The sequence below is a fragment of the Streptantibioticus parmotrematis genome (assembly GCF_019890615.1).
Classification (GTDB): Bacteria; Actinomycetota; Actinomycetes; order Streptomycetales; family Streptomycetaceae; genus Streptantibioticus_D; species Streptantibioticus_D parmotrematis.
Genome location: NZ_JAINVZ010000008.1, coordinates 271,832 through 286,108, shown reverse-complemented (window position 1 = coordinate 286,108; position 14,277 = coordinate 271,832). Strand labels below are relative to the sequence as shown.

Below are 14,277 nucleotides of genomic sequence, written 5' to 3'. Positions count from 1 at the left end.
GCCGGAAAGCGAGGAGGGACGTCAGGCGGGCAGCACGACCGCCGCCCGCGGCGGCCCCCTGGAGACGATGGCGTGGGCGAGCAGCAGCGACCGGGCACGCCTGCGCGCCCGCGTCCCGCCGCATCGCGGCAACGGCCGAAGCGCCGTCGGCGGCGTCCACAGCAGCAGCACGAGCGGCGAGAACAGCCGGACGGCGACCGCCCGGCCGAGCTGGAACGCGGCACGCTCCCCATAGGCCAGCCAGACACCGCAGAGCGCGGCGGCCAGCACGTGGACGGCCACCATGCCGACCAGGCCGTAGCCGTGCGACATCGCGCCCATGCCGGACATGCCCATCGACGCCGCGGCATGTGCCGCCGAGGCACCGTGTCCGCCAGGCATACCCGGCATGTTCGCCATCCCGGCCATGTCACGCATTCCCGGCATCGAACTCATGCCGGACGGCGATGCGTTGAGGTGGCCGCCGAGTCCCGCCGTGCGCACGACGCGTTCCGCGTCGGCCGGGGAGATCCCGGCGGCGGCTCCCGGCCCGCACAGCAGGACGGCCGCCCACTGCTGAGCCAGCGAACCGGCGCCCCTGGGCGCGGCGACCGCCTGCCCGAGGGAGAACAGCGAGTGCAGCGCGAGCTGGACGACGACGGTCACGCCGGTGACGAAGCCCCGGCCGCGCTCACGTCCGGCGAACGCCCAGCCGGCCGCACCGGTCGAAGCACCCGCGCACAGCAGCATCCAGCCGGGAATGCCGACCCCGGACATCAGGATGTGGCCGAGGGCGGCGAAGGGCACGCAGACGGCGGCGAACATCGCCGCCCGCACCGCCCGGGAACCCCGCCCTGTCGTCATAGCGCCACATCGTCCCATCCACGCTTTCCGGACGAACAGGGGGGCGGCGGGAACCGCTCGCGGTGCCCGCCCGACTACCGGTCCGTGGAACAGAGCGAGAGTGCGCCGGGCCTCGTCACGAGGTCACCCGGCCTGGGGGGCGGGCTGGCTGTGCGGATGCGGGACGTGGTGTGCCGCCACGGCGGACTCGAGGCCGTCAGCGGCGTCGGCCTGGACGCGGCGCCCGGCGAGCGGATCGCCTTGACCGGCACCAACGGATCGGGCAAGACGACGATGCTGCGCGCGGTGGTCGGCCTGCACCGTCAGGTCACCGGCGAGATCACGGTGGGCGGCAGAGGCTGCCGTACCGCGGCGGAGTGGGCCTGGCGCCGAAAGGCGTGCGCGTGGATACCGCAGCGTCCGGCCGCCGGCCGGTTCCCGCTGCTCGCCCGGGAACTGCTGGCGAGTGGCGGCGACTTCGGCGGCGCGCTGGCCGCCGCCGAACGCCTCGGTGTCGGCGGGTTGCTGGAACGCCCGCTGGACAGCCTGTCGGGCGGCCAGTTGCAACGGATGCACCTGGCCCGCGCGGTGGGGTGCGTGACGGCCGGGGCGGGTGTGGTGCTGGCGGACGAGCCGACCGCGGCGCTGGACTTCGCCGGGCAGGAGGAGGCCGCCGCGGTGCTGACCGGGCTGCCGGTGACGCTGCTGGTGGTCACCCACGACCGGGCGATGGCCGGACGCTGCGACCGGGTGCTGGAGATGGCGGCCGGGCGTCTGCGGGAGGTGTCGTGAGGCACGCCGACGCCTCCGTCCTCCGCGCCGGGAGGCACCGGTGAACACCCTGGACCAGGTGTACGCCCTCCTCCAGCTCGTCCCCGTCCAGCGTGCCGGGATCGGACTGCTGCTCGCCGCCCTGGGGCTGCCGATCGTCGGGGTGGTCATCGTCGGGCTCGACATCATGCCGGTGCGGTTCGCGATGATGCATGTCGCGCTCTTCGGCATCGCGGTCGGCCAGCTGGCGGGGCTCGACACGGTGTTGTGCGCGCTGGTGGCCTGCGGACTGGCGGGAGCCGGCGTCTCCCCGCTGGCCCGGACCACCGAGGCACTGTCCGGCGCGATGGGGCTGCTGATGAGCATCGCGATCGCCGCCGCGCTGCTCATGCTCGCGCTGTCCGGGGTGAACGCCAACGGCGCCTTCGCCCTGCTGTGGGGATCGATCCTCGCCGTGCGTCCGGCCGACCTCGCGGTCATCGGGGCGCTGGCGGTCGTGGTGCCGGGCCTGTTCGTGTGGCGTCGGCGCGATCTGGCGCTGCTGCTGCACGACCGCGAGATGGCGTTGTGCTCGGGCGTGCCGGTCGGCCGCCTGACCACGTTGCTGCTGGTACTGGTGGCTGTCGCGGTCGCCGGTGGCATCCGGCTGACCGGTGCCCTGTTGGTCGACGCGCTCACGCTGCTGCCCGCGCTGACCGCCCGCCGGTTGGGCCACTCGCTCGGTTCGATCACCGCCTGGGCAGTGATCGTCGGCGCCGCGGTCAACACCGTCGGCTTTCTGATCTCCCTGGCCTGGGACCTGCCGCCCGGGCCGATCCTCGTGCTCGTGGCGGGCGCGGTCGCGCTCGCCACCCATCTCATCCCTGAACGGAGAACCACCTCATGGCGCGCATCCGCGTCCCGTTCCGCCACCTCGTCGCACTGACCGCGGGCCTGCTCCTGCTCACCGGCTGCGGAAGCTCGGGCGGTGCCAAGACCACAGGTTCCGACAAGGCCTCCGGGCCGGCCGTCGTGGCCACGTCCACCTGGGAGGCGGCGCTGGCGAAGGCGGCCGGTGCGACCGACGTGACCTACATCGTCCCCGCCTCGATCCGGCACGCCCCCGACTACGACCTCAAGCCGACCGACCTGACGAAGGTCACCGGAGCGGACTACGTGCTCTACACCTCGTTCGAACCGTTCGCCGGACGGGTGAAGGACGCGGCGGGCTCCAAGGCGAAGATGATCGAGCTGAACCTCGACAACAGCCCTTCGGTGACCACCGCCGACGTCACTCAGCTGGGCAGGGCGTTCGGCACCGAGCGGCAGGCCGCCGCCTGGAACGCGTCCTTCGCCCAGGAGTGGAACACCCTCACCCGGCAGGTCAAGGCCGCCTGGCCGCACGGCGGTCAACCGGCCGTGGTGTCCGAGGAGTTCAGCACCTGGGCGGCGAAGCTCGCCGGCGCACGGCAGGTCGGCACCTACGGCCCCGACGCGGTGACTCCGCAGCAACTGCGCACCCTGTCGGCGAAGAAGCCCCAGTTCGTGCTGGACAACGAGAACATGTCCACCGGTACCGTGCTGCCCGGCTCGGGTGCCGAACAGCTGGAGATCGTCAACTACCCCGGGGCGGACCTCAACCTGCTGGGCGTCTACGAGCGGGCGGCCGAGCAGATGAAGAAGGCGTTCGCCACCTCCTGACGCGCGGCGCGACCGCGGCAGGACGTGCGCCCCCGCGACGAGGGGTCCGTGCCCGCGTGGACACGGACCCTCTCGGCTCACCCGGACGTGGCGGCGCTCACCGCCCGGGCGGCGAGCGCCCGGATGGTGGCACGGTCCGGCTTGCCCGCCGGGGTCAGCGCGAGCCCCGGGAGCGCGATCAGGTGCTCAGGGTGCTTGTGCCGTTCCAGCCCGCGGGCCCGCAGGTGGGCGCGGAGCCCGTCGAGGGTGGGCTGCTCGCCCTTCCTCGGTACGACGCAGGCGGCCAGCCGCTCGCCCATCATCGGGTCGGGAACCCCGACGCACACCACGTCGCGGACGGCGGGATGGGTGGCGAGCTCCCGTTCGACCTCCGCGGGGCTGATGTTGAGGCCGCCGCGGATGACGACGTCCTTGAGCCGGCCGACCACCCGCAGGGTTCCGTCCAGGTCGAAGGCGCCCAGGTCACCGGTGCGCACCCAGCCGTCCGGCGTCCGGTACCGGGCGTCCAGCTCGGGCGCTCCGACGTAGCACAGTGGTGTCATGGGACCGCGGGCGAGGATCTCACCAGTACCCGCGACCGAGTCGCCTCCGGCCGCCGGGTCGAGCCGCAGATCGCAGACCGCCGGGTCGGGGCGGCCCACCGCGACACCGGCGGCGCCGCGGTCGTGGGAGCGTCCGGCCAGTCCCGAGTGGCAGTTGACTCCGTCGGCCGAGCCGTAGAGGTTGACCACCGCGCAGCCGAACACGGCGGCGGCCTCGTCACGGGTGGCGTCGTCGAGCGCGGAGCCGCCCAGGACCAGCGCGGTCGTCCCGCGCGGCGCGTCCCGCGTTCCGTCGAGGGCCGCGAGCATCATGCGGATCATCGTCGGCACGCCCAGTACGTGCGTCGGCCGATGGGCCCGCATCGCCTCCAGTGCCGCTTCGGGGGTGAAGTGGTCCAGCAGGATCAGGGTGCCGCCGTGGCGTGCCAGGGTCACGGCGGTGCCGCTGCTGCCGAAGGCCGATCCCAGCGGGGTCAGGAACAGGCAGCGCGGGCGCGTCCCGTCGGGCAGCAGTCTGGCGAGGAAGTTCCCGCGTCCTCCGGCGAGCGCGTTGTGCGAGTAGGCGATCATCTTCGGCTCCGCCTCGGAACCCGACGAGACCAGGATGCGCGCCGCCGCGTCGGGGTCCGGGCGCGCGGGAGCGAACGCGTCGTCGTGAGAGAGGAGTTCACCGAGCGGCAGACAGCCCGGCGGCACGGGCGTGTCGCCCACGGCCACCACGGTGCGCAGTGCGGGCAGCTCACTCCTGAGCGCGGCCAGTTCCTCCGCGTGGCGCTCGCCTCGGTGCTCGGTCGCCGCGATCACCGCCACGGCCCCGGAGCGACCCAGCAGAAACGCCGCCTCGCGGGCGCCGCGTCCGGCCGGGAACGGCAGCGCCACGGCGCCGAGCGCGGCCACCGCGAGGTCGGCCGCCACCGCGTCGCGGCTGTTGGGCAGTTGGACGCCGACTACCTCGCCGGGCCGCACCCCCCGCCGTGCCAGCCCGGCGGCGAGACGGCGTACGCGGTCGTCGAGGTCGGCGTAGCCGACGACGCCCTCGGCGTCGATGACAGCGGCCGCGCCGGGACCGGAACATCGGTGCGCGCGGAACAGCGCGTACAGACCGAGGTCGGGGCAGTGGCCCCGCGCGGCCCACGCGCGGCGCAGCCGGGCCGGGACCAGGTCGTGGAACCCCGCACCGGGTGAGGGCACCGTGGTGACCGGGACGGCGGCAGGGTCCGGGGTGCCGGAGGCGGTGGTCGTCAACGGAACCTCCACGGCGAGGGAACGGTCACGGCACCGTGGGCGTCATGCGTCAGCACGCCGCGCAGCCGTGGGTCACGCGGCAGCCGGGCCAGGTCGGCTGTGACCTCGGTGGCGGTCAGCCCGCGCTCCCGCAGCAGTCGTACCGCCTGGTCCGTGGCCATCTCCCGGACCGGCAGGGCGTGCTGGACCGCCGCGGCCGACGCGTCGCTCAGCGCGACCCAGCCGTCAGCCGTCGGCAGCGGTCTGCGGAATCCCGCCGGACGCCGGACGCCTCCGGCGGCGACGAGCGTCTCGGCGGCCCCCAGCAGCGACGACTCCGCCACCACTCCCCGGCCGGTGCGTTCGCGCAACAGCAGCGCGGCCAGTGCGGCCTGGGTGCCGAGCAACCCGCCGAGCACGTCCACCAGGGTCATCAGCGAGGGGGCGGGCGGCTCGTCCCGTGGCCGTACCAGCGCGCCCAGGCCCGTCCGCGCCTGCACCATGAAGTCGGTTCCGACGGGCGCCTCCGCGAGCCGTCCGGCCCAGCCGCTGGTGTGCAGGTACACCAGTTGGGGGTTGACCCGGACCAGGGAGGCGGCGTCGAGGCCGAATCCCTCGGCCTTGCCCGGCGCCCAGTTGTGCAGGAACACATCCGCGCCAAAGGCCAGTTCACGCACCTCGGCCTGTCCCGCGGCGGACTTGACGTCGGCCTGGATCGCCCGCTTGCCCCGGTTGAGCGCGAGCCAGCGCGCCGAGACCTCACCGCAGCACGGCGGCATGCCCCGCAGCGGGTCGCCGCCCGGCGGCTCGATCCGTACCACGTCAGCCCCGAGCAGACGCAGCAGATGTGCGGCCATCGGTGCCTGCACACGGCGCCCCGCCTCCAGGACGGTCAGGCCGCTCAGCGGAAGTCCGGCCCCGGTGACCGGCGGCGTCGCGCACGTCGGCGCGGGCCGCTCGTGCGCCCGGAACGTCCACGGCGCGCTCGTGCCCGCGTCGCACGGGCCGGCCAGCGCGCAGACCTGCGCACCGGAACGCCGGGCGGCCTCGCGTATGCGGTCCCAGGTGGCGGACCGCGTGGTGGTGTGCAGAGCGCCGGGCAGGGGCGCGCAGGCGGTGGCGTAGCGGAACTGGAACGGCTGCCAGCCCGCGCCGATCGCCTCGCGCGGTGCGCCCAGTTCACGCCAGAAGCCCGCCCAGGGCCCGGGTTCCAGGGACTCCAGTTCGAAGCGCACGCCGTCGGCCGAGACGAACGGAGGGCCGCCCGGTCCTTGCGGCACCGCCTCCGCCTCCGGCGCACCCGCGGCGGCCAGGTACTGGGAGGCCGTGAGCAGGGCTGCCCGGTCGGCCGCACACGTCACGTACTCGGTACGGGCGCCGCCGCGGGCCAGACCGAGCAGCGCGGCCAGCATGCCCTGCACCGCGAGTGCCGAGGCGCAGACGGCCGAGTAGTCCACGGCGAGCCCGCGGGGCGCTCCGTCACGCCTGCCGTGCACGGCCATGGTGCCGCAGGCCGCCTGTGTGGTCGCCTCGTCGGCGGCGTCCTCCCGCGGGAGGACGTCCGCCCAGCGCACGTCCGCTTCGACGGCGCCCAGCCCGGGGACCTCCAGGGCCAGAAGGCCGGTGCCTCGTCGGACGTCCGACGAGGTGCACGTGGTGCCGAGTGCCGCCAGGTGCCGTGCCGCCGGACCGGTCAGCGGTCCGGGCCCGGCGATCCGCAGGGTGGCCGCGTCCAGGGGGCGGTCGGTCGTCAGGGGATCGAGTACTGCCATGAGACTCCTTCGCCGGGGGGCACCGGGCCCGTCCGGAGGGCACCGGCGGCTCGTGTGTCCGATCGGGAACCGGTCGGCCCCGTCGGCCGACCCCTTCCTCGGCGAGACAGTCGGATCAGGTGTTCGCCAAGTTCCCGTCATAAGCGGAGGAAACGGTGGATAACATTGCAGCGACCCCCGGTGCCCCGGCCGAGGCGCCGGTACCGTCGCCGGGGCCGACGAGCGGCACGGCACGGCCGGCTCAGGGCACTGGTCATGGTCTGCCGGTCTGTCCACCCGCCGTCGCGGCGCTGCGCGAACGCGTCGGCGTCTTTGTCCGCGACCACGTGATGCCGTACGAGCCCGTGCTCGACGCGAACGGCCCGCAGGCCGCCGAACGGTGGCGGATGTTGCGCTCCCAGGCGCGCGACGAGGGCCTGTGGGGACTGCCCCTGCCCGGCGAACTCGGTGGCGCGGGGCTGCCGTTGGAGCACTACGCCCACCTCGCCGAGGCCGAGGGTGCCAGCGACCACGGCCCCGCCGCGCTCGGCTCCGCCGCGTTGCTCGACGTCCTCATGCTCGACCGGCACGCGCGCCCCGCACTGCGCCGCAGGTATCTGCGGGCCGTCGCCGGCGGCGAGGCACGGGCCTGCTACGCGATGACCGAACCCGACTCGCCCGGCACCGAACCCGCGCTCACCGCCTGCCGGGCGGTCGAGGAACCTGACGGGTCGTGGACGCTGACCGGCCACAAGTGGTTCGTGTCCGGCGCGGGAACCGCCGACCTGGTCACGGTACTGGTCAGGACCGAAGGCGAGGGCCCGTCCACCGACGGCCTGTCCCTGCTGGCGGTGCCGACGGACGCCCCCGGGTTCCGGGTGGTGCGGGAGCTTCCGGTGCTGGGCGCGGGCGGCCAGTGGGAGATCGCGCTCGACGGCGTGCGGGTGGACGCCGATCACCTCGTCGGGCCGCGCGGCGCGGGATTGCGGATCGCCGGTGAGCGCGTACGCCTGGGCCGGGTGCTGCGCAGCCTGCGCTGGCTCGGACAGGCCTGTCGGGCCTACGAGTTGATGCGCGAGCGCGCCGTCTCCCGCGTTGGCGGGCGGGGACCGCTGGGCGAGCACCAACTGGTGCAGCGTCTCGTCTTCGAGTCCCTGCTGGCCATCCGTACCACCCGCCCGCTCGTGCACGAGGCGGTGGCGAGGATCGCGGCCGGCCAGGACGCCCGCGTGGAGACCGGTCTGGCGAAGGTCGCGGCGGCCAGGACGCTCCAGCAGGTCGCCGACGCGGCGATCCAGGTGTACGGCGCGGCCGGTCTCGGGCCCGACACCGCGTTGCCCGCACTGCTGCGCTCAGGACGCGCAGCGCGGCTGCTGGACGGGCCTGACGAACTCCACATCACCTCGGTGGCCCGCAGGGTCCTGCGCGACGGCTGAGATCACGTGGCGAACGGGTCCACCAGACCGGTGAGGACGGCGAGTCCGAGGGCGAGGAAGAAGTCGCCCCAGATCAGTTCGTGTCGTGTGGCGATCCCCGCGTGCGTGTCGTAGCAGCCGTCCAGCAGGGCCGCCCGGTCATCGACATGACGCAGCGTCAGTTCACGCAGGGCGGCGTCGGCCCTCCGCAGGAGCCACGTCTCGCCGCGCAGCCGGGCCAGTTTGAGCGCGGCCACCGCCTCGATCGCCGCGGCGGAGGTGTCCGGTGGCCCGCCGGCGTCGCGCGGCACGAGCGGCGCGCCGTGCGCGAGCCGCCGTCCGGCGAACCGTTCGACCGCGGCCCACGTCGCGTCGTCGGCCGCGTCCGGCACGTGGTGCGACGCGTCGGCCGCGCCCAGCAGCAGCCAGCCCTCGGTGCGGCTCCAGCCCTGCGGTGGCACGGCGCACGGCCGCCACCCTTCCCCCGCCCGGCGCCAGGCCGGTTGTGGGGGAGCCGGATCCGCAGCCCCGCACAGCCGCAGGTGGGTACGGAGATGGGCGAGTGCCGCGCGGGCCCCGTCCTCGGTCGAGGACAGCAGCGGCACCAGCCCGGGTACGGAGTCGGCCCGCGCGAGCAGCCGTTCACCACCGAACGCCGCGCCCCAGGGGACGACGCCCGCCCCCTCGTCGTAGGCCGCCAGGCAGGCACGCGCGGCGCGCTCCCGCAGCGCCGCCGAGCCGGGGTCGCCCGCGACGTCCGCGCCCAAAGCGGTCCCGTACCAGAAGATCAGGCCCCTGGTGGCGGTGTCCTCGTCCACCCACGCCTCAAGCCGACCGGTGCAGGCGCGCGCCCGCGCCTCGTCCTCCCGAGCTCCGGTGGCGAGCGCCCGCAACCACAACAGCCCGGCCCAGCAGCCACCGGTCCACGAGCCGCGGGCCGTGGTGGTCCACGGACCGCCGGGGCCGGCGTACAGCGGGAAGCGGTCACCGACCTCCTCGGCGGTGGCTCCGGCCCGCTCCAGTACGGCGGTCAATGCGGCGTCCGCCCAACGGCCCTGGTCGGCGCGCGCGTTCACGCCTCCCCCACCGGCCCGCGCAGGAAGCCCGGCAGTGCCACCACGGCCGCCGCGCCGAACTCGGCCGCGACCAAAGACCAGCCCGGGGCGTACCCGGCCACCGACACCAGCGTCCCGAACAGCGGTGGGCCGACGGCGAATCCGGCGAAGAAGCCCGCCGACACCAGGGCGGAGTCGGACCCGGCTCGACCGGGAGCGGCACGCTGCATCACCACGACCATGGACACCGCGTTCGCCGAGACCGCGAACGTACCGACCGCGACGACGCCGGGCCACACGGCGAACGGCACCGCGACCGCCGCCACGAGCAGCAGGGACGCGCACACCGCGAGGGCGCACAGCAGAGCGGGCAGTCCCTCCGCCCGCCCGGGCCGCCCGGCCACCCGCCCCCAGCCGACCCGCCCCGCGATGCCCGCGAGCCCCAGGGCCGCCACCAGAGCCGCCGCGGCGGTCGGACCGAGCCCGAGCCGCTGGGTGCCGAACAGGGCCACGTAGGTGTTGACCGAGGCGATACCGCAGCCCAACAACAGCGAGAAGCACGCGAGCCTGCCCACGGCGGAGCCCCGGCGCCCCGCGACCTGCCCGCCGCGCGTCACGCGCACGTCGTCCGGCAGCGACCTGGCCGCCCAGGCGGCCGTCAGTGCCGCGAGCCCGGCCGCCAGCCACACCGCCCCGCGCCAGCCGAATTCCGCCGCCACCAGCGACAGCGGCAGCCCGGCGGCGAACGCGCCGAACTGCACACCCGACTGCTTGAACCCGGTGACCGCTCCCCGGCGCGCCGCCGGGACGACCGCGAGGATCACCTTGTTCGTCGCGGGGTTCGCCAGCGCCTGGGGTACGCCGCCGAGCGCCACGGCACACAACAGCACCCCGGTCCCAGGCGCGGCGGCTATCAACGCGAGTGCCACCGCCGCCAATGCGAGCAGGGCGACCAGACACCTGCGCGGCCCCGCGCGGTCCACCAGCCGGCCCGCGACGGGCGACAGCAGGGCGGCCAGGCCGAAGCCGGTGGTGGTGGTCAGTCCCAGCACCGTACGCGACAGGCCCAGAGTGGCCACGAGCCGAGGCCCCAACGCTCCCAGTAGGTAGAGCTGGAGCATCGAGAATGCCATCGCCGCGGTCAGGAGGACCGTCACCGTCCGGTGCGCTCCCGTGCCGCCCGCCTCGGGATCCGTCGCCGTCATGTCCCGGGAATCCGTGCCGCTCTCCGTGCGCACTCCGCACCTCCCTGTTCGTCCGCTCGGATGCGGACGCGTCCGTGCAGTCGGTCGCGTACGAGCGTCCCGGGGTTCCCGCGAACGCCCTGTCGCGGGCCAGCCGTTCGGCCACACCGCAGGAAGTCGCGGGACGCGTCGACGGGGTTCCCGCCGCCCCGGTTCCTGATGGTGCGTCACACGGTCTCGTGGGAGCACGGACGGTGCGCCGCGTGCCTCCGCCCGCGCGTCGGCGGCGGGGTGCCGTCTCCGGACACGGGGTATCTCCTCCCCGACAGAGCCAGCCGGCACGTCGGGGAGTGTGAGGACATGACGGAGTTCACGAATCTGGAGCCGATCGCGTCGTTCTGCGGGAAGTGCAACTGCGGCTGCCCGCAGTTGTTCGTGGACGGCTCCGCGCCGGTGGAGCGCAGGGTGGTCCTCACCGACGACTTCGGCCAGCGCGTGCAGATGAGCGCCGACCAGTTCTCGTCGCTCGTCGAGGACGCCAAGGCCGGGCGGCTCGACGCGGTGATCCGCGCCTGAGCCGACCGGCGGGTGTCAGGTGGCGTCCTGTGGCCGGACCACCACCGCGGCGACCCGCTGCGGCGGACTGTCGCGGAAGTGCAGGACGAACGGGACGAGTTGGCCGAGGCTCAGGCCGTGCGGCGCGTCCACCATGGCGTCCAGGCCGAACGGCGACATGGTCAGCGTGCCGTGGGCCGGTACGGTCGCGGCGTCCACCATGGCCATCGACCCGGCCCCGTCCCGTACGACGGTGTGGGCGAGCCGGACCGGGCCCGTGCGGGGCGAGGTGACCGACACCAGGTCGTCGTCCGCGCCCCCGGTGTTGCGCAGTTGGAAGACGACCGCCGTCTGGCCGCCCGGGTCCGCGGGCATGATCAGCCGGGCGTCGGTGACGCCGACGGCCGCCGGGCTCCCGGCGCCGCCGAGCGTCGTCCAGGCCGTGAGCCCGCCGAGCGTCACCGCGCAGGCGGCCACGGCGGGCAGTGCGGAGCGCAGGCTCGTCGCCACCGCTGCCGCGCTCTTCGTCGGCATCGTCATCGCTCCCAGGACTCGGGTCGGGCGGCGCGGCTCGCGGCGACAGGTCGCCAGGTGCGCAGCCGCAGGCTGTTGCCGACCACCAGCAGCGAGCTGACCGACATGGCGGCCGCCGCGAGCATGGGGTCGAGCAGGCCGAGCGCGGCCAACGGGAGGGTGATCAGGTTGTACCCGAACGCCCAGACCAGGTTGGCGCGGACGGTGCCGAGGGTGCGGCGGGCGAGCCGCACGGCGTCGGCGAGCGCCTGCACGTCGTCGCGCACGAGCGTGACGTCCGCCGCGCCGATCGCCGCGTCGGTGCCGCCGCCCATGGCGATGCCCAGGTCGGCCGCCGCCAGTGCCGCCGCGTCGTTGACGCCGTCGCCGATCACGGCGACCCGGTGCCCCCGGGCGCGCAACTCCCGTACAAGGTCCGCCTTGTCGCGAGGGCCGGCCTCCGCGTGGACCTCCGTCATCCGCAGGTGTGCGGCGACGGCTTGGGCGGTGACCTGCCGGTCCCCGGTGGCCAGCACCGGGCGGACGCCGAGCCTGCGCAGGTGCTCGACCGCGCGGTAGCAGCCGGAGCGCAGGCTGTCGCCCAGCGCGAACACCGCCTCGGGGCGGCCGTCCACCCGCAGCAGGACGGCGGTGCGGCCCGCCGCCTCGGCCTGCGCGATGGCTTGCGTCAGTTCCTCCGGCAGGCCGTCCACGTCCAGCGGGCGGCCGACCGACACCGCTCGGTCGCCCACACGGCCGGTGACGCCGTGCCCCGCCTCTGCGCGGAAGTCCCGCACCGGCGGCGGCGTCTCGCCGCACACCCGGTGGGCGTGGGCGGTAAGAGCCCGGCCGAGGGGGTGTTCCGAGGCGGTCTCGACCGCTCCGGCCAGCCGCGCCGCTTCCACCACGTCGAGACCCTCCTCGCGCGCGGTCACCGCCTCGACGCTCATCCGGCCAGTGGTGAGGGTTCCGGTCTTGTCCAGGACGACCGTGTCGATCCGGCGCAACCGCTCCAGTGCCCGGGGGCCGCTGACGAGGATGCCGAGTTGGGCGCCGCGCCCGGTGGCCGCCAGCAGGGCGGTCGGCGTCGCCAGGCCCAGCGCACACGGGCAGGCGACCACCAGCACCGCGACGGCCGCGGTCACCGCCGTCTGCGGATCGGCGCCGGCGCCCAGCCAGAAGCCCAGGACGGTCACCGCGATCGCCAGCACCACGGGCACGAAGACCGCCGCCACGGCGTCCGCCAGCCGTTGCGCGCGCGCCTTCCCGGCCTGGGCCTCCTCCACCAGCCGTGTGACGCGGGCGAGTTGGGTGTCCGCGCCGACGGCGGTGGCCCGCACGACCAGCACGCCTCCCGCGTTGACCGCGCCGCCGGGCACCGCGGTGCCCGGCACCACCTCGACCGGTGCGCTCTCGCCGGTCACCAGCGACAGGTCCAGCGCGGAGCCGCCCTCGACCACCACGCCATCGGTGGCCACCCGTTCGCCGGGGCGCACAAGGAAGTGGGTTCCTGCTTTCAGCTCCTCTACGGGAAGGCGGCGTTCGACGCCCCCCTCACGCACCGACACCTCCTTGGCGGCCAGTTCGGCCAGCGCCCGCAGCGCGGAGCCGGTGGCGCGCCGCGCGCGTGCCTCCAGCAGGCGGCCGGTCAGCACGAACAACGGCACGCCGACGGCGGCTTCCAGGTAGACGTGCGGCACGGTCTGCGCCGGGATCAGCGTGAACGGCATCCGCATGCCCGGGTCGCCGGCCGGGGTGAGGAAGAGCGCGTACACCGACCACAGGAAGGACGCCGCGGTGCCGAGGGAGACCAGGGTGTCCATGGTCGCCGCGCCGTGCCGCAGCCCCCGCAGGGCGCGCGCGTGGAACGGCCAGGCGCCCCACGTCGCCACGGGAGCGGCCAGCACGAAGCACAGCCACTGCCAGTCGCGGAACTGCCAGGACGGCACCATCGACAACGCGATCACCGGCACCGCGAGCGCGCCCGTCAGCAGCAGGCGGGCGCGGTCCGCCTCGGCGAGTCGCTCCGGCTCCGACGCGGGGGTGGGCGCCGTCGGTTCCGGGAGGGTCGCGGTGTATCCAGCCGCCTCCACGGCGGCCACCAGGTCCTGCGGGGTGAGGGAGCCGGGATGCTCGATCCGGGCCCGTCCGGTCGCCAGGTTCACCGTGGCGTCGACTCCGTCGAGGCGGCGCAACCGCTTCTCGACGCGGGCCACGCAGGCCGCGCAAGTCATCCCGCCGACGACCAGGTCGGTCGTCGTGGACGCCTGCTCCCGGCCGTCCGCCGGGTGCCGCGATCCCATCACATCCCCATTCCGCTCATACCGCCGCCGGATTCACCCGTTCTGGATCCTCCGGTACCGCCCGGCACGCCCGGCGCGTGCATGCCGGGGGCGACGGGGCCGGCCAGTGAACCGACCGCGTAGGACAGGCCGAACAGCGCTGCGAGCAGGACGGCGAAGCCCAGGACGGCCGGGGCGACGACCGGCGGACGCGCCGGGCGGGGAGGGCTGGAGGACAGGGGCATGGCGCTGCTCCGCTGGAGTCGGTACCGGGCAGATGCTGTCCCGCCACTGCGGACGGGACCAGGTGGTCGCATCACGGGGGCCTCCGGTTCCCGCCATACCGGAATTCGTGAGGATCCGCTTCGGCGGCCGTGCGGCTCTCCGGCGCATGTCCGGCCGTCGCGGCCCGCGCACTCCGGCGTTCCGGTCCGTTGTGGCACGCGTCACCGAAGCGCCGGGAACTCAGGACGTCCACGCCAC

Annotated in this window: 13 protein-coding genes; 5 read left to right on the top strand and 8 right to left on the bottom strand. The window is 74.9% G+C overall.

Features of this window, described 5'->3' with window-relative positions; all coding sequences use genetic code 11:
- Positions 1–21 precede the first annotated feature (21 nt).
- Positions 22–843, bottom strand: coding sequence for a hypothetical protein (locus K7472_RS14860; RefSeq protein ID WP_252395596.1), 822 nt, complete (start codon positions 841–843; stop codon positions 22–24).
- 156 nt (positions 844–999) lie between these two features.
- On the opposite strand from K7472_RS14860, the gene K7472_RS14855 reads away from it, so the two are divergent.
- From K7472_RS14855 to K7472_RS14845, 3 genes are read left to right on the top strand one after another with little or no spacing between them, the layout of a single operon-like run.
- Positions 1,000–1,614: an ATP-binding cassette domain-containing protein gene (locus tag K7472_RS14855; RefSeq protein WP_222978016.1), complete on the top strand. Its 615-nt coding sequence runs from the start codon at positions 1,000–1,002 to the stop codon at positions 1,612–1,614.
- 40 nt (positions 1,615–1,654) lie between these two features.
- Complete coding sequence (locus K7472_RS14850; RefSeq protein WP_222978014.1) at positions 1,655–2,518, top strand: metal ABC transporter permease; 864 nt, start codon at positions 1,655–1,657, stop codon at positions 2,516–2,518.
- The gene (locus K7472_RS14845; protein WP_222978012.1) at positions 2,476–3,273 is read left to right on the top strand and encodes a metal ABC transporter substrate-binding protein; all 798 of its coding nucleotides are present in this window, start codon (positions 2,476–2,478) and stop codon (positions 3,271–3,273) included. Before K7472_RS14850 ends, K7472_RS14845 begins: the two co-directional genes overlap by 43 nt.
- A 77-nt stretch (positions 3,274–3,350) precedes the next feature.
- On the opposite strand, the gene K7472_RS14840 is transcribed toward K7472_RS14845, so the two are convergent.
- The gene (locus tag K7472_RS14840) at positions 3,351–5,006 is read right to left on the bottom strand and encodes a class I adenylate-forming enzyme family protein (RefSeq protein ID WP_222978058.1); all 1,656 of its coding nucleotides are present in this window, start codon (positions 5,004–5,006) and stop codon (positions 3,351–3,353) included.
- A 50-nt stretch (positions 5,007–5,056) separates the two neighbouring features.
- A complete protein-coding gene (locus tag K7472_RS14835; RefSeq protein ID WP_222978005.1) occupies positions 5,057–6,811 on the bottom strand; it encodes a CoA transferase in 1,755 nt (584 codons plus the stop codon).
- Between the two features lie 260 nt (positions 6,812–7,071).
- On the opposite strand from K7472_RS14835, the gene K7472_RS14830 reads away from it, so the two are divergent.
- A complete protein-coding gene (locus K7472_RS14830; protein WP_252395639.1) occupies positions 7,072–8,226 on the top strand; it encodes an acyl-CoA dehydrogenase family protein in 1,155 nt (384 codons plus the stop codon).
- A gap of 2 nt (positions 8,227–8,228) precedes the next feature.
- Here the strand turns inward: K7472_RS14830 and K7472_RS14825 are convergent, their stop codons facing one another.
- Both K7472_RS14825 and K7472_RS14820 read right to left on the bottom strand, forming a co-directional pair.
- Positions 8,229–9,281 carry a sugar ABC transporter permease gene (locus K7472_RS14825; protein ID WP_222978003.1) on the bottom strand — a complete coding sequence of 351 codons (1,053 nt, stop codon included), beginning with the start codon at positions 9,279–9,281 and terminating at the stop codon, positions 8,229–8,231.
- Complete coding sequence (locus K7472_RS14820; RefSeq protein ID WP_308013919.1) at positions 9,278–10,498, bottom strand: MFS transporter; 1,221 nt, start codon at positions 10,496–10,498, stop codon at positions 9,278–9,280. The genes K7472_RS14825 and K7472_RS14820 overlap by 4 nt, the downstream gene beginning before the upstream one ends.
- 306 nt (positions 10,499–10,804) lie before the next feature.
- Here K7472_RS14820 and K7472_RS14815 point away from each other — a divergent pair, with 306 nt between their 5' ends.
- Positions 10,805–11,020 (top strand): hypothetical protein, encoded by a 216-nt coding sequence (locus K7472_RS14815; protein ID WP_109449231.1) that lies wholly within the window; start codon positions 10,805–10,807, stop codon positions 11,018–11,020.
- A 15-nt stretch (positions 11,021–11,035) separates the two neighbouring features.
- On the opposite strand, the gene K7472_RS14810 is transcribed toward K7472_RS14815, so the two are convergent.
- The 3 genes from K7472_RS14810 to K7472_RS14800 are packed head-to-tail and all read right to left on the bottom strand — an operon-like array spanning position 11,036 to position 14,039.
- Positions 11,036–11,533, bottom strand: coding sequence for a copper chaperone PCu(A)C (locus K7472_RS14810; RefSeq protein ID WP_222978001.1), 498 nt, complete (start codon positions 11,531–11,533; stop codon positions 11,036–11,038).
- Between the two features lie 2 nt (positions 11,534–11,535).
- The gene (locus K7472_RS14805; protein ID WP_252395595.1) at positions 11,536–13,815 is read right to left on the bottom strand and encodes a heavy metal translocating P-type ATPase; all 2,280 of its coding nucleotides are present in this window, start codon (positions 13,813–13,815) and stop codon (positions 11,536–11,538) included.
- Entirely contained in the window at positions 13,815–14,039 is a 225-nt protein-coding gene (locus K7472_RS14800; protein WP_222977999.1) for a hypothetical protein, read from the bottom strand. Before K7472_RS14800 ends, K7472_RS14805 begins: the two co-directional genes overlap by 1 nt.
- Positions 14,040–14,277 lie beyond the last annotated feature (238 nt).